Origin of the sequence: Rhodococcus sp. DK176 (assembly GCF_038447315.2) — a bacterium.
In the GTDB taxonomy this organism is placed as follows: Bacteria; Actinomycetota; Actinomycetes; order Mycobacteriales; family Mycobacteriaceae; genus Rhodococcus_F; species Rhodococcus_F jostii_A.
Window position 1 is genome coordinate 140,538 of the sequence record NZ_CP118321.2, and the last position, 20,301, is coordinate 160,838.

The window sequence follows — 20,301 nt, forward strand, 5'->3', positions numbered from 1 at the left end:
TCAGCGCACCGAGTGCGGCCGGTTCGCGCTGTCGTCGGGATCGCTGTCCCTGCCGGTGTCGGGCGCGGCGTGCCGCGGCCGGCGATGCGAACGCTCGAGGTGCGGTGCGATCGCGGCGAGAGCATCCGGCGTCGTCATCGTCCAGTGCGTCGCGTCCACCGGGTGCTCGTCGATACTCCCGCGCACGAACTGCCCCCAGCAGGTCACCGGGTCCACGTGGAAACCGTCGTCCAGGGCGGCGGTGAAGAACACCAGCTCGCCGTCGAAGACCCTCGGCCGGTGCGCGTCGATCAGTGCGGGGGCTCGCAGCGCATTGCCGTAGATCCGTTCGAGTTCCGTCGCGGTCAGCGCCGCCAGCGGCCCTCCGACGACCCGCAGCAGTGCCGCCGCACGCTCGGCGTCGAACTGTCCGTCCGGCGCGAGTTCGTCGAGCACGCTGTCGTCCGGGAGGTCCAGGCCGACACCGCCGAGAAGATCCGCGGTGGTCGCGGAGTTCTCCACGCTGCGGTCGATCCCGACGTAGCTGTCGAGGAGCCCCAGCAGACGCACCTCTTCACCGGCATCCTGCAACTGCACTCCCATCTCGTGGGCGATGACTCCACCCAGCGACCACCCCACCAGGTGATACGGGCCGTGCGGCTGGATCGAACGGATCTCTCGGACGTAGCGGGCCGCGAAGTCGGTGATCGTCTCCAGGTGCGGTTCGTCCTCGGTCAGCGCGGGCGACTGCAGCCCGTAGATCGGCCGGTCCTGGGTCAGCTCGCGGCCGAGCCCCGCGTAGCTCCAGGCGAGCCCGATGAACGGATGCACACAGAACAGCGGCTCCGCCGTTCCTCTCGTGCGGATCGGGAGAAGCACGTCGAGTGACGCACCGGCACCGTCCACCCCGTCGTTCGTCCACTTCTGGATGCGTTGTCCCAGCGACTGCGGTGTGGGGTCGCTGAACATCCATTGCAGCGGGAAGTCGATTCCCAGCTCGGACCCGAGCGCGGATGCGACCCGGGTGGCGATCAGCGAGTTGCCCCCGAGGTCGAAGAAGCTGTCCGTGACTCCCACGCGGTCGATGCCGAGCACGTCGGCGAACACCGTGGCGACGGCGCGCTCGGCCGCCGTTCGCGGCGCCTGGTACTCGTCGGCCGCCGACCGGGCGGCCGGTGCGGGCAGGGCCGTGCGGTCGAGTTTGCCGTTCGCCGACAGCGGCAGGGTATCCAGGTGCACGACCTGGGCCGGGATCATGTACGACGGGACGCGCGCGGACAGGTGTGCGCGCACGTCGGACCAGTCGGCCGCGCGCGGTCCCACCAGGTACGCCACCAACGCTTCCTCGCCGCGGTCGTCGCGGTGCACCACCACCACCGCCTGCGACACGTCCGGATGCGCCTCCAGCGCCGCCTCGATCTCCCCCAACTCGATCCGCTGCCCCCGCAACTTCACCTGGAAATCGGTACGCCCCACATACTCCAGAACCCCATCCGCGCGGCGACGCACCAGATCCCCCGTCCGGTACATCCGCCCACCCGCCACGTGCGGGTTCGCCACGAACCGATCCGCCGACAGATCCGGACGATTCAGATACCCCCGCGCCAGCTGATCGCCCGCCAGATACAACTCCCCCGCCACCCCGTTCGGCACCGGATGCAACCGCGAATCGAGCACATGCACCTGCATGTTCCACACCGGACGCCCGATCGGCACCGTCACCGTATCCGCCGCACCGGTCTCCCAATACGTGACATCGACCGCGGCCTCCGTCGGCCCGTACAAATTGTGCAGATCGGCACCACAGACCGCCCGGAACCGCGACACCTGCTCCGGCGTCAACGCCTCACCTGAACATAACACCAACCGCAACGAATCACACACCGCCACAGCAGGTTCGGCGGTGAACACCGACAGCATCGACGGCACGAAGTGGGTGGTCGTCACGTGACGTTCCTGTATCAGCCCTGTCAGGTACCGCGGATCGCGGTGTCCGTCGGGTGCGGCGATCACCAGGGAGGCTCCCACCTGCAGCGGCCAGAACAGCTCCCACACCGACACGTCGAACGTCACCGGGGTCTTCTGCAGGACGACGTCCGCGCTGGTCAGGGTGTATTCGTGCTGCATCCACAGCAGTCGGTTCACGATCGCGCCGTGGGTGACGGCGACGCCCTTGGGCCGGCCCGTCGACCCGGACGTGAAGATCACGTACGCCGTGTTCGCCGGGGACAGCGGCCACAGCCGGTCCGCGTCGGTGACGGGCGAGCTGTCGAAGCCGGAGACGTCCTCGGACGCGACGTCGATGACGGGGACCGATCCGCCGCCGGCGAGTCCGGCACCGCTGACCAGCACACATGCCGGCTGTGCGGTGTCGAGTACATGCGCGGTGCGCTCGGCGGGGTGGTCCGGATCCACCGGCAGGTAGGCGCCGCCGGCCTTCACGACGGCGTAGATCGCGACGAGCAGATCGATCGAACGGCGCATCGCGACCGCCACCACCGACTCGGGGCCGACGCCCTGCTCGATCAGTCGGCGCGCCAGCCTGTTCACCCGGGCGTCGAAGTCGGCGTACGTCAACTCGTCCCGGTCGAAGATCACCGCGACGCGGTCGGGGTCCGCCGCGACCCTCGTGTCGAACAGCGACGCCAGGGTGCCGGCGGGCACCTCGTGCGATGTCGCGTTGGTGCCGGCGATCTGCTTCCGTTCGCCGCTGCCGAGGACGTCGATGTCGCCGACCGCGGTGTCCGGACTGTCGGTGGCCGCCCGGAGAACCTGCAGGAACCGCTGTCCGAACACGTACATGGACGGCTCGTCGAACAGGTCGGAGGCGTACGTGAGGCGGGCCGCGATCCCGTCCGGACTTCCCGCCGAGTCGAACTGCTCCATCAGGGTGAGCTGCAGGTCGAACTTGGCGATGTCGACGTCGAAGTCGACGCCGCTCACCGACAGGTCACCCAGTCGAAGGGTCGCCTGGTCGAGGTTCTGGAACGTGAGCATCACCTGGAACAGGGGATGCCGCCCGGTGGACCGCGACGGATTGACGATCTCCACGAGGCGCTCGAACGGGACGTCCGCGTGGGAGAAGGCGGCGAGATCGGTCTCGCGCACGTCGGCGACCAGTTCGGCGAAGGTCCGGCCTCCGTCGACCTGCTGGCGCAGGACCAGCGTGTTGACGAACATGCCGATCAGGTCGTCGAGTTCGCGTTCGCCACGGCCCGCGACGGGGGTGCCGATGGCGATGTCCCCGGTGCCGGAGAGTCGGCTCAGCAGCACCGCGAGCGCCGAGTGCACGAGCATGAACAGGGACGCGTTCGCGTCCCGCGCCGCACCCAGGAGCGTGCCGTGCAGGTCGGCCGGCACGGCGAAGTCGACGGTGCCGCCCCGGTACGACGCGACCGCGGGACGCGGGCGGTCGGTGGGCAGGTCCAACTGATCCGGTGCGCCCGCGAGGGTGTGCGTCCAGAACGCGAGTTGCTGTGCCGACACCGATTCGGGATCGGTCTCGTCGCCGAGAAGCGCCCGCTGCCACAGCGCGTAGTCGGCGTACTGCACCGGCAGCGGCGCCCAGTCGGGCGTGGTGTCCGCCGACCGCGCCGCGTACGCCGTCATCACGTCCCGCACCATCGGGGCCATCGACCAGCCGTCGCCGGAGATGTGATGGACCACCAGGGCGAGAACGTGTTCCGTCGCGGACATGCGGAAGATCCGCACCCGCACCGGAACCTCCGTGGTGACGTCGAATCCGGTGGTCACCAGGCCGGCGATCAGAGCGGGCAGCGCGGCCTCGTCCGTCGCGACGACGGACATTTCGCCCCCCACCCGGTCGATGGGCAGGATCACCTGGTGCGGGCCGTCCGCGGAGTCCGGGTACACCGTCCGCAGCGACTCGTGCCTGCGGACGACGTCGGCGACCGCATGCTGCAGTGCGTCGACGTCCAGCGCGCCCGACAGCCGGACCGCCGCGGGAATGTTGTGCACCGCGGAATTCGGGTCGAACCTGTTGAGGAACCACATCCGGTGTTGCGCCGACGACAGCGGAATCCGTTCGGGGCGCACCGCCGGTGTCAGCGCCGGGCGGGCGGGTGCGGTGGCGTCGATCGAATCCAGCAGTGCCGCAAGGGCGGCGACGGTGGGCGCCTCGAACAGGGTTCGAATCTCCACGCGGCACCCGAGCCGCTCGGACAGCCGGGCGACCACCCGGGTGGCGACGAGGGAGTTGCCGCCGAGATCGAAGAAGTTCGCGGCGGTACCGACCTGGTCGACGCCGAGCACGTCGGCGAACACGGCGGCAACCGCTTCCTCCGTGGGCGTCGCGGGGGCACGATATTCGTCTGTCGCCGAGGCGAAGTCGGGTGCGGGAAGGGCCTTGCGGTCGAGTTTGCCGTTCGAGGTCAGGGGCAGTTGCGCGAGCACGACGAGGGCGGCGGGCACCATGTAGCTCGGGACGGCGGCGCCGACCTCGGCGAGAACCGCGGCGGAGTCGACGGTGGCACCGTCCTCGGGGACGACGTAGCCGATCAGGGCGGTCCCGGTGTGCGGGTGCTGGTGGGCGACGACGACGGCCTGCCCCACTCCCGCGCTCGACACCAGGGCGGACTCGATCTCGCCGAGTTCGATGCGGAACCCGCGGACCTTCACCTGGAAGTCGGAGCGCTCGAGGTACTCGAGGACGCCCCTGCTGTCCCGGACGCGCCAGCGGACGACGTCGCCGGTGCGGTAGAGCCGCGAACCGGATGCGCCGAAGGGGTTGGCCACGAAGCGTTCGGCCGTCAGATCCGCGCGAGCGACGTAGCCGCGGGCCAGTTGCTCACCGGCGAGATACAGCTCACCCGCTACCCCGACGGGGACCGGGTTCAGGCGGGCGTCCAGCACGAACACCTGCGTGTTCCACTCGGGTCCGCCGATGGGAACGGTGTCGACATCGTCGGCGGTGTGTGTCCAGGCGGTCACGGACACGGCGGCCTCGGTGGGCCCGTACAGGTTGTGTAGCGCGACGGCCCCGAACCGGCGGCGGAAGCGGGCGGCGGTGTCGACGGGCAGCGCTTCGCCGATGCACAGCACTCGCCGCAGGGCCGGCTGCTCCCCCGCATCCGGCGTCGCCAGGAAGGCCTCCAACAGGGACGGCACGAAATGTGCTGTCGTGACGCGCTGCTGACGCATCAGGTCCGCCAGGTAGGCCGGGTCGCGGTGACCGTCCGGGCGGGCGATGACGAGTCGGGCGCCCGTGGTCAGCGGCCAGAACAGTTCCCACACCGACAGGTCGAACGTGACGGGTGTCTTCTGCACGACGGCGTCGGTGGTGTCGAGCGGGTATTCGTGCTGCTTCCAGCGGAGTTGGTTCGCGATGGCGGCGTGAGTCACGGCGACCCCCTTGGGCCGGCCGGTGGACCCGGACGTGAAGATCAGGTACGCCGTGTTCTCCGGCCGCAGCGGGGCGAGGCGACGCGCATCGGTCACCGGTTCGCGTGGTGAGCCGGTGTGGTCGAGGGTGTCGATCTCGATGACCGGGACGGACTCGGCGGCGAACCCGTCCGAGGACGTGGTGAGGATGCACACCGGTCGTGCGGTCGCGAGCACGTAGGCGAGGCGGTCGGCCGGATGGGTGAGATCGATCGGGAGGTACGCGCCGCCGGCTCGCAGCACCGCGTACATCCCGACCAGCAGTTCGATCGACCGGTTCATCGCCAGTCCCACCACGGATTCCGGTCCCACCCCGCGATCGATCAGGCGGTGGGCGAGCACGTCGACACGGCGGTCGAACTCCGCATAGGTCAGTTCGGTGCCCTCGAAGAACACCGCGGCCTTCTCGGGGGTGCGCGCCGCCTGGGCGGAGAACAGTTCGGCGAGCGTCGTCGGCGGCAGATCGACGCCGGTGTCGTTGAAGTCGGCGACGATCGACTGTCGTTCGGGGCCGTCGAGGAGGTCGATGGCCCCGACGGCCACGTCCGGATCCTCCACGACCGACGCGAGCACGCGGGTGAAGCGTTCCGCGAACGCCCGCACGGTGGATTCGTCGAAGAGGTCGGTGGCGTAGGTGAACTGTGCCTCGATCACGTCCGGGGATCCGTCGGCGTCGTGCTTCTCCGACAATGTCAGGTGCAGATCGAAGTTGGAGATCGTGTTCGGCACGTCGAGTCCCTCGACGTGCAGTCCGGGAAGTTCGAGTGTGGTGGTGGCGAGGTTCTGGAACGAGAACGCGACCTGGAACAGCGGGTGGTGCGCGCGGGACCGGGCCGGGTTCAGCACGTCGACGAGGCGCTCGAACGGAATGTCGGAGTGCGCGAACGCATTCAGATCGGCAGAGCGTGCGTCGGCGAGGCTGTCCGCGAACGAACTCGCGAGGGCCACCTGGGTGCGCAGTACCAGGGTGTTCACGAACATGCCGACGAGTTCGTCGAGGGATTCCTCACCGCGGCCGGCGATGGGTGCGCCGACGGCGATGTCGGACTCGTTGCTCAGTCGCGCGAGCAGCACCGCGAGCGCGGTGTGCATCACCATGAACAGGGAGGTGTTCCGGCCGCGTGCGAGCGCCAGCAGGGCGCGGTGGGTGCCGGCGTCGATGGTGAACGGCACGTGCGCGCCCAGGTGCGACGCGACCGCGGGGCGGGGACGGTCGGTCGGCAGGGACAGCCGGTCCGGCAGACCCTCCAGCGTGCGGGTCCAGTAGGCGATCTGAGCGGCGGCGACCGATTCGGGATCGGTCTCGTCGCCGAGGAGTTCCCGCTGCCACAGGCTGTAGTCGGCGTACTGCACCGGCAGCGGCGTCCAGCGGGGAACGTGTCCCTCGGCGCGGGCGGTGTAGGCGAGCATGACGTCGCGGGCCAGCGGGGCGAGCGACCAGCCGTCACCCGAGATGTGGTGGGCGACCATCACGAGCACGTAGTCGTCGGCGCCGACGCGGTACATCCGCGCCCGCAGCGGCACGTCCGCGGTCACGTCGAAGCCCGTCGTGACGAGTGCGAGCACCCGGTCGAGGACGTCGTCGGGGTGCGCCGCCACCGGTGTCAGGTCGGGCACCGCGTCCCCGGCGGGCACGATCACCTGGTGCGGACCGTCGACGGAGTCGGGATAGACGGTGCGCAGCGCCTCGTGCCGCCCGACGAGATCGGCGATCGCGATCTGCATGGCACGCAGGTCCACCTCGCCCGACAGCCGGAGCGCGACCGGCAGGTTGTAGGCGGGCGATGCGGTGTCGAACTGGTTGATGAACCACATCCGCTGCTGGGCGAGCGACAGCGGAATGTGCTCGGGCCGGGGCTTCGCCGTCAGCGCGGGGCGTCGCAAACCGTGGGTGGTGGTCTCGGTGATGCGTGCCGCGAGTGCGGCGACGGTCGGCGACTCGAACACTTCACGGACCCCGACGTGGACGTCGAGTGCGGCGTTGATCCGCGACACCACCTGGGTGGCGAGCAACGAGTTGCCGCCGAGGTCGAAGAAGCTGTCGTGGATGCCGATCTCGGGCAACGCGAGGATGTCCGCGAAGATGCCGGCGACGATCACTTCCATCGGGTTCCGCGGTGCCTCGAATGTCGTGGCCGCGGCGACGAAGATCGGCTCGGGCAGCGCGGCCCGGTCGAGCTTGCCCGCCGGGGTGAGCGGCAGGGCGTCGAGGAGCGTGACGGAGGCGGGAACCATGTAGGCGGGCAGGGTGCGCCCGACGAAGTTCGCGACCTCGACCCGGTCCACGTCCTCACCGGTGAACGGCAGCACGTACGCGACGAGGGAGGTCTCCCCGTTCGGGTGCTCGTACCCGATCGTGGTGGCGTACTCGATCTGCGGGTGTGCGGTGAGCGCGGCATCGATCTCGCCGAGTTCGATCCGGAATCCGCGGATCTTCACCTGGTGGTCGGTGCGGCCGACGAAATCGAGGACGCGGTTCTCCCGCCACCGGACGAGGTCGCCGGTGCGGTACATCAGGTCGCCGGGCTCGCCGTACGGGTCGGCGACGAAGCGTTCGGCGGTCAGTCCCGGCCGTCCCAGGTAGCCGCGGGCGAGGCTCGGTCCTCCGACGTACAGTTCGCCCGGCACACCCACCGGCACCGGGCGCAGCCGGCCGTCCAGCACGAGTGCCCGCACTCCGCGGCTCGGGCCACCGATGGTGACCGGTTCGCCGGCGCGGAGGGGTTCGGTGATGGACGACATGATCGTCGCCTCGCTGGGGCCGTACGCGTTCACCATGCGACGCCCGGGCGCCCAGCGGGCGACCAGTTCCGGTGGGCACACGTCACCGGCGACCACGACCACGGCGAGGTCGTCGAGCCCGTGATGGTCCACCGACGCCAGCGCCGCCGGAGTGGAGAACGCATGGGTGACGTGTTCCGCGGCGAGCAGTTCCGCGAGTTCCGATCCGCCGTAGATCGTGGGCGGGGCGATGACCATCGTGGCTCCCGCGCCGAGTGCCATCAGCATCTCGAACACCGAGGCGTCGAAGCTCGGGGACGCGAAATGCAGTGTCCGCGAGCCGGAGGTGACCCCGAGGAGCTCACGCTCGTCGGTCACCAGGTTCATCAGACCGCGATGCGTGACCGCGACTCCCTTGGGCCGGCCGGTGGACCCCGACGTGTAGATGACGTACGCCACCTGGTCGGACAGGATCGGCCGCATGCGGTCGCGGTTGGTCAGCGGCAACCGGGATTCGTGGGTGCAGCGCACCGCGAGTGCCGGGTCGTCGAGCAGCATCCACCGGATCGAGTCCGGGAGGACGTCCTGTTTCGCGGACACGGTGATCCCGACCATCGCCCCGGAGTCCTGCACCATGTGCAGGACCCGGTCCGCGGGATAACCGGGGTCGACGGGCACGAAGGCTGCACCGGTCTTGGCCACCGCCCACACGGCCACCACGGATTCGAGGGACCGCGGCAGCGCCAGCGCGACCCGGGTTTCGGGTCCCACTCCCCTGTCGACGAGCAACCGGGCCAGCTGGTTCGACCGTTCGTCGAGGTCCCGGTACGTGAGGCTCTCCCCCTCGAAGACGACGGCGGGTCCGTCGGGTGCCGCGGCGACGGCGTCGGCGAGGATCTCGGGCAGCATCTGCACAGGTCGCGCGTCGGCGCCGCGCACCGGGGTGAGCGCCGCGTATTCCTCGTCGCCGAGGACCGGAATGTCACCGATCGGCCGCTGCGGGTCGGCGACGACCGCCTCGAAGATCCGCCGCAGCCGGATCGCGTACTCGGCGGCGGTGCTCTCGTCGAAAATGTCTGTCGCGTAAACCAGTTCGGCGTCGATGCCGGCGGCCTCGGAGGCGTCGTCGAGACGCTCGGTGAGCGTGAAGTGCAGGTCGAACTTCGCGGTGCTCGCGTCGAGGGTGAGCGGCTCCAGCGACAGCCCGTCCAGTTCGAGTCGGTCGGCGGAGACCGCCTGCACGCCGAGCGCCACCTGGAACAGCGGGTGGTGCGAGGTGGAGCGGACCGGGCTGAGAACCTCCACCAGCCGCTCGAACGGCAGGTCCGCGTGGGCGAACGCCTCGAGGTCGACGTCCCGGGCCTGTTCGAGCAGCGACACGAACGACGCCCCCGGGTCCAGCGTCGTGCGCAACACGAGGGTGTTGACGAACATGCCGATGATGTCGTCGAGTTCCACCCGGCCGCGACCGGCGATCGCCGTGCCGACGGTGATGTCGGAGCTCGTGCTGAGCCGGCCCAGCAGGACGCTGAGCGCGGCGTGGGCGACCATGAAGATGCTGGCGCCGTGCGCGCGTGCCAGCTCGGCCAGGGCCCGGTGCGTGTCGGCGTCCAGGGTGAAACGCGTTGCCGCACCCCGATGCGACGGAACGGCCGGCCTGCCCCGGTCCCCCGGCAGGTACAGCTGGTCCGGGACACCGGCGAGTGTCCGGGTCCAATACTCGAGCTGGGCGGCGGCGAGGCTGCCCGGGTCGGATTCGACGCCGAGCACCTCCCGCTGCCACAGCGCGTAGTCGGCGTACTGCACCGGCAGCGGCGCCCAGCTGGGCGCATGACCTGCCGCGCGGCTCGAGTACGCGATCATCACGTCCCGGATCAGCGGTTCCATGGACACGCCGTCGGCGGCGATGTGATGGACGACGAAAGCGAGCACGTGCTCGGTGTCGCCGAGCGAGTACACCTTCACCCGCAGGGGCACGGCCTGGGAGACGTCGAAGCCGGCCAGCAGGAACTGCTCGAGATCCGCGCGTAGACCGCTCTCGCTCACGCGGACCGGTGCGGTGTCGGGGGTGAACTGTCCGGGCTCGAGGATCACCTGGTGCGGTCCGCCCCGGGAATCGGGGAAGACGGTCCGCAGCGATTCGTGCCGGGTGATCAGATCGTCGATCGCCGCGGCCAGCGCCGCCGTGTCCAGCGGTCCAGTGAGCCGGACCGCGGCAGGCAGGTTGTATGCGGGCGAGGACGTCTCGAACTGGTTGAGGAACCACATCCGCTGCTGCGCGAGCGACAGCGGGATCCGGTCGGGACGCGGCTGCGGCGCCAGGGCCGGTCCGGCGGAAGCGCCGTCGCCCGCCTCGGACATTCGCGGCGCCAGCGACTCGGCCAGCGCGAGGACGGTCGGGGCTTCGAAGAGATCACGCACGGTGACCCGGATGTCGAGCAGGGCGCCGACCCGGGCGGTCACCCGGGTCGCGGAGAGCGAGTTACCGCCTGCATCGAAGAAATCCGTGTCGAGACCGATGTCCGTACCGCCCAGCACTTCGGCAAACGCATCCGCGATCGACTGCTCCAGGGGGTTCCGCGGTTCCCGGTACACGATCTCCTTGGCTGCCGCACCGAAGTCGGGCGCGGGCAGGGCGTCCCGGTCGAGTTTGCCATTCGGGGTCAGCGGAATCGTGTCCAGGAACACGAGCGCCGACGGAACCATGTATCCCGGCAATGCCTGACGCAGAAACGCGAGCAGAGCTGCCGGATCACGGTCGGCGCCCGCACCGACCAGCACGTGCGATGCCAGTCGGGTTTCCGCGGGCGACTCGTAGCCCAGGGTGGCAGCGAATTCGACATCGGGATGTGCGTTGAGGGCGGCATCGATCTCGCCGAGTTCGATACGAAGTCCACGAACCTTGACCTGATGGTCGGAGCGGCCGAGGTACTCGATCGCATGTCCGGGAAAAGTGCCGTCGGTCATGCTGCCGGTCACACCGGAATGTACTGCGCGCCAGCGCACAATGTCACCGGTGCGGTACATCCGGGCACCGGCGGCCTCGAACGGACTGGCCACGAAGCGGTGTGCCGTGAGCGCGGCACGCTCGTGGTATCCGCGTGCCAGAGCCGGTCCCAGCAGGTACAGCTCTCCCACGACACCGACCGGCACGGGCCGCAACCTCGAATCGAGAACCACGGCGGCGACCCCGGGCAGCGGCCCGCCGATGGTGATGTCTCGGCCCTGGCCGAGCACCGAGCTGAACGTGGCGCCCACCGTCACTTCGGTGGGACCGTACCCGTTGACGAGTTCGAGTCGGTCGGCCCATCGCGCCACCGTCTCCGGTGGGCAGGCGTCGCCGCCGACGACGATCGAGCGTAGATCGTCCAGTCCCTCCGGCTCGACCGACGCCAGAGCAGCATTCGTGATGGTCATGTGCGTGACGCGTTCGGACTGCAACACCTCGTGTAGCTCTACGCCGCCGTACACACCGGGCGGGCAGACCACCAGCGCGGCCCCGGAAGTGTGGGCCAGAAGCAGTTCGAGGACGGACAGGTCGAACGTCGGGGACGCGAGATGCGCGACCCGGGATTCCTCGGTGGCCCGCACTGCGGTGGTATACGAGCCGGCGAGATTCGCGAGACCGCGGTGGGACACCACCACGCCCTTGGGCAGTCCCGTCGAACCCGACGTGTAGATGAGATAGGCGGGATGATCGACATGCAGAGCGGAGGTACGATCCGCATCCCCGACCGGCGCAGTGCTCGCCGAGGACAATTCGCGGAGCACTGCCGGATCGTCGAGTACGAGCCAGTCCGTCACCCCCGGGAGGTGTTCGGCGAACTCGGCGCAGGTGACACCGACGACGACTCCCGAATCCCGCAGAATGTGCGCGATGCGGTCCGCCGGATGCGCGGGGTCGATCGGAACGTAGGCCGCACCGGTCTTGGCAGCGGCCCACACGCACAGCACCGATTCGACAGAGCGCGGCAAGGCTAGTGCGACGTAGGTTTCCGGGCCGACGCCCATCCCGATGAGTGCACGTGCCAGCTGTGTCGATCTTCGGTCCAGCTCACGGTAATCGATCGAGACACCGTCGAAGACGACGGCAGTCGAGTCCGGATACCGTTCCGCCGTCGCGACGAGCAGCTCGGGCAGGGTGGCGTTCGCGAGCAACGGCCCGCCCCACACCGGTGCGAGGGACCCTTGCTCGGCCGCACCCAGGATGGCGATATCGCCGACGGCGATGTCGTCGGCGGAAGCGACCGCCTCCAGGATCCGCAGGAATCGGTCCGCGAATCCCGCGACAGTGGCGCGTTCGAAGAGTTCCGATGCGAATGTGAAGGCACCGGAAATCCCATGATGGTGTCCGGCGTCGTCCACGATCTCGGCGAGCGCCAGATCCAGATCGAACTTCGCGATGTGAGGATCGAAGTCGACGGCCTCTACCACCAACTGCGGCAGTTCCATCGTCACCGGCCGCAGATTCTGGAAGGCGAACATCACCTGAAACAGCGGGTGCCGATCGGACGACCGGGTGGGACGCAGGATCTCGACGAGCCGGTCGAAGGGAACCTCCGTGTCCTGGAATGCCGTGAGATCGACATCGCGCACCTGTTCCAGGAGAGCGTCGATACTCTCGCCGGGGTCAATCCGTGTGCGCAAGGCCAGGGTGTTCACGAACATTCCGACGAGCGGGTCGAGTCCCTCGTCCCCGCGGCCTGCGACGGGTGTGCCGATCACGATGTCCGTGCTGCCGCTGAGCCTGTGCAAGAGCGTCGCGAACGCTGCATGAACAACCATGAACAGCGTAGTGCCGCCCTTCTGGGCGCGCTCGACCAGCCCCCGGTGGGTGTCGGCATCGATCTCGAAGTCCACGCGTTCACCGCGGTGCGACGCTACCGCGGGACGGGGGTGGTCCGTAGGCAGATCGAGTGCCTCGGGCGCACCGTCCAGCGCCGCACGCCAACGCTCGATCTGCGTGGCGGACAGACTGTCCGGATCGTCCTCGGCGCCGAGCAGTTCCCGCTGCCACACACTGTAATCGGCGTACTGGACGGGCAGCGGCTCCCAGGACGGCGCCAGCCCTTCCACTCGGGATGCATATGCGGCCATCACGTCGGCGGCGAGCGGACCGAACGACCATCCGTCTGCCGCGATGTGGTGCGCGACGAGCAGCAGCACGTGTTCGGAACGGTTCTCCCGGAACAGGTGGATTCGGAACGGGATCTCCCGGGTCACATCGAAACCGGCGACTGCGTACTCGGCGATCCGGAGCATCAGCTGGTCCGGCGCGGTTCGGATCGGTGTGAGATCGAATTCTGCGGCGGCGGCCGGCAGGATCTCCTGATGCGCACCGTCCGCAGAACCTGGGTACACGGTCCGCAACGACTCGTGTCGTTCCAGAACGTCACCGAGCGCGGCACGCAAGGCCGGGACGTCGATACGCCCCGACATCCGCAGTGCGAGTGGAATGTTGTATGCGGACGACGAAGGATCGTATTGGTTGAGGAACCAGATCCGCTGCTGCGCCAGCGACAACGGGATTCGTCCGGGATGCTCGCGTCGGGTCAGCGCGGGCCGACCCGAGGACGCGTCCGGCCCCGACGTGGCCACTGCGGAGACAAGTTGACGCACAGTGGGGTTGTCGAACAGCGTGCGAACGGAGACACGGGTGCCGAACGCTGAACCGACCCGGGAAACCACCTGGGTGGCGGACAAGGAGTTGCCACCGAGAGCGAAGAAGTTGTCGTCCACACCGATGCGTGATTCACCCAGCACATCCGCGAACGCTGCGGCGACTGCGATCTCGTCCGCTGTGTCGGGTGCGGTGAATCGGGTATGGCTCACGAACACGGGCTCGGGGAGGGCGCGGCGGTCGAGCTTGCCCGCCGGTGTCAGCGGGATCGAGTCGAGAACCATGATCGAACCGGGGACCATGTGCGCCGGCAACACCCCGCCGACGAATGCGGTCAAGTCGTCGACGTCGACGTCGTTCCCCGACGCAGCGCAGACATAGGTGACCAGTGCTGTAACGCCGGATTCGGTGTCGTGCGCGATGGTTGCGGCGAATCCGACCGCAGAATGCGCTCGGAACACGGAGTCGATCTCACCGAGTTCCACACGGAATCCACGAATCTTCACCTGGAAGTCGCTGCGCCCGACGTATTCGATGACGTATGTCCCGGTGCGGGACTCGACCCACCGGACGAGGTCACCGGTACGGTACATCCGCCGACCGGGTGCACCGTGGGGGTTCGCGACGAAACGCTCCGCGGTGAGACCGAGTCGCTGGTGGTAGCCGCGGGCAAGCGCCGGCCCCGATATGTACAGCTCCCCCGGCACACCGGGTGACACGGGATGCAGCCGCGCGTCGAGAACGAAAGCCTCGACACCGCGCACAGGAGCGCCGATGGTCATCCGCTCGCCGAGCATCAGCGGTCCAGACTGCGTCACCATCATCGAGGACTCGGTCGGCCCGTATCCGTTGAACAGTGCCCGCCCCGGTACCCAACGCTCGGCGAGGTCGGCACCCCAGGCCTCTCCGCCGACGACGATGACGGCGAGTTCGTCGAGTCCCGTGTGGTCGACGGACGCCAACGCGGCCGGTGTGAAGAAGGCGTGCGTGACTCCTTGCGCGCCCAGGAGTTCGGCGAGCTCCGTACCGCCGTACACCGAGTGGGGAACGACCACCATCGTCGCGCCCCTGCAGAAGGCCATCAGATACTCAAATACGGAGGCGTCGAAACTGGGTGATGCGAAGTGCAGGGTACGGGCGTCGGCGGTGAGCTCGTACTCGTCGGCCAGCTCGGTCAGGAGGTTCGCGAGCCCCGAGTGTGTGACGGCGACGCCCTTGGGCAGTCCGGTGGATCCGGATGTGTAGATGAGGTAGGCGAGTTGGTCCGCGTGCATCCGTCCGAGGCGATCGGCCGCTGTCACCGCGGCCGAGGAGTGGGACGTCACCAGCGCAGTGTGGTCGGGATCGTCCATCACGAGCCACTGTGTCGAGTCGGGCAATCCGGCTCGGAACTCGATCGTCGTCAGGCCGAGCGCGGACCCCGAATCGCCGAGCATGTGTGCGATTCGTTCGGCCGGGTAGTTCGGATCCACCGGCACGAACGCGGCACCTGTCTTGGCAACGGCCCAGACGGCGAGCACCGATTCGATCGAGCGGGCGAGCGCGACGGCCACGAATGTCTCGGGTCCGGCTCCGGCTTCGATCAATTCGCGCGCCCAGAGGTTGGATCGCCGGTCCAGTTCTCCGTAGGTCATCGAACGGTCGCCGAAGACGAGCGCCGTCGCGGACGGGTCGGCCGCCGACTCGGCTAGAACTTCGGGAAGCAGTCGACTAGGTCGACTCGCAGGCCCGCGAACCGGTGCCAGGCGGGCCCTCTCGGCGTCGTCGAGGAGATTCACGTCGCCGACCACCGTGGTCGGGTCTGCAATCACCGTTTCGAGGATTCGCACGAGCTGCCCCGCGTACCGGCGCACAGTAACGTCGTCGAACAAGTCTGCGGCGTAGGTGAACTCGGCGCGAATACCCGACGGAACGCCCGCGGGATCGATGTCCTCACCCAATGTCAGCTGCAGGTCGAACTTCGCGACACGCGCGTCGATGTCCTCGACACGCACCCGGAGTCCGGGCAGCTCGATGTCGTCGATGGCCGTCGGCTGCATCGACAGCGCAGTCTGGATGACCGGGTGATGCGCGGACGTCCGCACGGGGTCGAGTACGTCGACGAGACGCTCGAAGGGGAGGTCCGCGTGACCGAATGCCCCGATGTCGCCGTCGCGTACCCGCGTCAGCAACTCCGCGAACGTCTCGGTGCTCTCGATGCGCGTGCGGAGCACGAGCGTATTGACGAACATTCCCACCAGGTTGTCGAGAGCACGTTCGCCACGTCCCGCGATCGGAGCGCCGACGGCGATATCGTCCGACGCGGACAGGCGGGCCAACAGGAGCGCGAAGGCAGCGTGCGCCACCATGAAGACCGTGGCCCCGTGTTCACGCGCCAACCGTTCGATGCCGCTGTGAATCTCGGGGGTGATGGTGAAGCCCACGGATCCCCCGACGTAGGACTGCTCAGTCCGGCGCGGGCGGTCGAAGGGGAGTTTCAGCTCGTCCGGGAGACCGTCGAGCGTCCGCGTCCAGTACTCGAGTTGGCGCCGGGCGAGTGACTCCGGCTCGTCCTCGCTGCCGAGAACCGCCCTGTGCCACACACTGTAGTCGGCATACTGGACAGCAAGCGGAATCCACTCCGGACTTCGCGACTCTGCTCGGGCCGCGTACGCGACCATGACATCCGCGCCGAGAGGTCCGAACGACCAACCGTCGGCGGCGATGTGGTGCAGCGTGATCGCCAGGACGTGTTCGCCGGGACCGGTGCGGAACAGCGTTGCCCGAACCGGCAAGTCCTCGGACACGTCGAACCCGTGCGACGAGAATGCAATCATCCGGGAATCGAGCTCGCCCTCCGGTACGTCCACGACCTCGAGGGGCATCGAGAGATCTGCCGCGGACACGACGACCTGGGCGGGTCCGTCGTCCGTGTCAGGGAAAACGGTACGAAGCGACTCGTGGCGCCCGACTACGTCGTCCAGTGCCTGAGACAGCGCGGCGACATCGAGAGCACCGGACATGCGGACCGCGAACGGCAGGTTGTACGCGGGCGACGAGGGGTCGAACTGGTTGATGAACCACATCCGCTGCTGCGCCGGTGACAGCGGTATCCGGGCCGGTCGCTGCATCCCGGACAGCACCGGGCGCGCGCCCCCTGCGGCCGTGGGCTCGGCGAGACGACGAGCCAACTCCGCGACCGTGGGCGCGGTGAACACATCGCGCACGGAGAGTCCGGTGCCCGACAACTCACCGAGCCGAGCCGCCACTCGTGTGACGGAGAGCGAGTTGCCGCCGAGATCGAAGAAGTTGTCGTGCGCGCCGACCCGGCTCGAACCGAGCACGTCAGCGAACACTGCCGCGACTGTGCGCTCGGCCTCATTTCGCGGCGCGATGTACTCGGTCGAACTCCCGTGGAATTCCGGAGCGGGCAACTCCTTACGATCGAGTTTTCCGCTGGTGTTCAGCGGGAACTCGTCGAGCACTGTGATCGCGGACGGCACCATGTACGACGGAAGGGATTCCGAAGCCTGCCGGCGAAGCTGCGCGACGTCCAACTCGCCGGGTGTACCGACGACATACGCGACCAGATGATCGCCGACGGTGGTGTCGGAGTACACCGATACGACGGCGCCGGTGACCGCCGGGTGCGACCGGAGCACTGTCTCGATCTCGCCGAGTTCGATGCGCTGACCACGGAACTTCACCTGGAAGTCGGTACGTCCGATGTAGACGAGCGCTCCCGACGACGTCCATCGCACGAGGTCGCCGGTGCGGTACATGCGCTCGCCCGTGCGTCCAAACGGGTTCGCGACGAATCGGTCGGACGTGAGATCGACGCGGCCGAGGTATCCGCGTGCGAGCTGAGCACCGCCCAGGTAGAGCTCTCCCGGAACGCCGACGGGAACGGGGTGCAGCCGGGAATCGAGCACGTAGGCCTGTGTGTTCCATTCCGGCACACCGATCGGCACGTTCGTGGTGTCGGCGTCACCGGTCTTCCAGTACGTCACCGACACTGCGGCCTCGGTGGGCCCGTACAGGTTGTGCAGTCCGGCCGCGGAGAGTTCCCGGAAACGCAGAACTGTCGCGGGCGGCAGCGCTTCGCCGATGACGAACACGAGCCGCAACGAACGGCACGTCCCCTCCGGGGCGGCCGCGACGAACACGTCGAGCATGGACGGCACGAAATCGGTAACCGTCACCGCACGCTCGTCGATGACCCGAGTCAGATAGGCAGGCTCTCGATGCCCGTCCGGAGTGGCCAGCACCATGGTGGCACCCACCTGAAGGGGCCAGAAGTAACCCCACAACGACACGTCGAACGTGGTTGCGGTCTTCTGCAACCACACATCCCGATCGGTGAGTGCGTACTCCGACTGCATCCAGAGCAATTGATTCACGATTGCCGCATGCGGTACCGCGACCCCCTTGGGCTTGCCGGTGGAGCCGGAGGTGTAGATGACGTACGCAGGGTGTGCAGGCCGCAACGGTTCGATACGCTCGGCGTCGGTCAACGGCACCGCAGAGACACCCGAGAGGTCGAGCGTGTCGAGGGCCGACACGGGGATCCGGTTCGGCAGGTCCGGTCGGTCGGCCGAGGTGGTCAGCACGCACACCGGCTGCGCCGACGCGAGCACGTAACTCGTTCGCTCCGCCGGGTGATCGGGATCGACCGGCACGTACGCACCACCGGCCTTGAGTACGGCATAGATTCCGACGACCAGTTCCAGCGACCGCCGCATCACCACGGCCACTCGGGTTTCGGGGGCCACGCCCAGCGCGATCAGATGCCGGGCCAGCTGGTTCGCGCGCGCATCGAGGGCTGCGTACGTCAGCACGTCACCGTCGAAATCGACAGCAACAGCATCGGGTGTACGCGCAGCCTGCGCCTCGAACAACGTCAGCAGCGTCGACTCCGGCACGTGGTGGTCGGTGGCGTTCCAGTCGTGCATCACCCGCGCATACTCGCCCGGGATGAATCCGGTGACCTGGGCGACCGCGGCGGAGGGCTCTGCGATCAACGCTCGAATCACCGAATCGAGCCGCGCCGCAATCAACCTCGCTTCGTCGCGCTCAAAGGTGTCCGGCAGGTAGGCCACCCCGAGCCGCAGGGTGTCGTCGACCTGGGCCATCAGGCTCAAGGGGTAGTGGGTGACACTGTGCACCTGGACCGAGTCCACGCGCATACCTGCGATGTCGGTCTGCGCCTGCAGCGCCGCCTGATCCATGGGGTACGACTCGAAGACGGTGAGCGTGTCGAACAGCGCCCCGACCCCCGCCTCTGCCTGGATTTCCGTCAGGCCGAGGTAGTGGTGATCGAGCAAATCGGCCTGCTGCCCCTGCACCCGTACCAGCAATTCGGCCACCGACTCGTCGGCGTCGATTCGTACCCGGACGGGGACGGTGTTGATGAAGAGCCCGACCATCGACTCGATCCCGGGGATGTGCGGGGGGCGGCCCGAGACGGTGGCGCCGAATACGACGTCGTCCCGTCCGGTGAGTCGCCTGAGCAGCAGAGCCCAGGCGGTCTGGATCACCGTGTTCGGCGTGACGCCGTGCTGTCGGGCGAACGCCAGCAGCTCGGCGGTGTCCGCCGCGGAAAAGTGGACCGGAACTTCCTCCGGGTCCGCCGTTGCGCTGCCGCCGGTGCGGGCAGGTGCAAGCAGAGTCGGCTCGTCGAAGCCTTCCAACGCGTGCGCCCACGCGGCCCGCGAGGCGGAGGGGTCTCGACGGGTCAGCCAGTCGAGGTATTCCCGGTAGGGCCGCACCGCCGGCAGTGCGGACTGATCGCCCGCGGTCGCGTAGAGCACCAGCAGGTCCTGGACGATCAGCGGGATGGACCATCCGTCGAGGAGGATGTGGTGGTTGGTCATCGCCAACTCGTGCCGATCGGCTCCCGTGCGCACGAGCAGCAGTCGCAGCAGCGGCGCCTCGGACAAGTCGAACGGCGCGGTCCGGTTCTCTGCGACGAGCGACTCGAGTTCCCTTTCCCCGGAATCACTCTCACGGCCCGAGAGGTCGACCACGGTCAGTGGGACCTCCACCCCGCGGAGGGGGATCTGCGCGGTGACGTCGCCGTCCTGCACGAACACCACCCGCAGGTTGGAGTACCGGTCCAGGAGCGCAGCAGCAGCGGCCCGCATCCGATCCGCCGACACGTCGCCGAGCAGGGTCATCCGCAGCTGAGAATGGTAGACATCGACACTGTGCTCGGCGGCCAACAGTGAATGGAAGTGGAAACCGGCCTGCAGCGGCGACAGCGCCCACACATCCTCGAGGGTCGGGTACGCCCGCTCCCAGAGGTCGATCTGGGACTGGGTGAGCGCCACCGTGCCGATGTCCGACGGGGTCAGCCCCCCACCGGATCCGGCGACGACGTGCTCGATCTGTGAGACGAGCGCCTGCTGCCACAGATCGACGAGTTCGCGAACGTCGTCGGCTGCGAGCAGTTCACCGGCGAACCGCACCGAAGCTCCGAGTCGCGGTCCGGCATCCGTATCCGTCACTCCGGCATTGATCTCGATCGCTGCGGAAGCGCTCATGTCCTGATCGGTTTCACCTGAGAAGACGCGCGACGATTCGAGATCCGGCACCCAGCCGAT

The 20,301-nt window shown here is 68.3% G+C and carries 1 protein-coding gene (cut by a window edge); it reads right to left on the minus strand.

The window, feature by feature from the left end:
• Positions 1 to 20,301, minus strand: partial view of a non-ribosomal peptide synthase/polyketide synthase gene (locus PSR88_RS00650; RefSeq protein WP_029539649.1) — the 3' portion only. The gene runs 10,818 nt beyond the window's last position; 20,301 of the gene's 31,119 nt are visible here — the last part of the coding sequence; its start codon lies beyond the right edge, outside the window; the stop codon is at positions 1 to 3.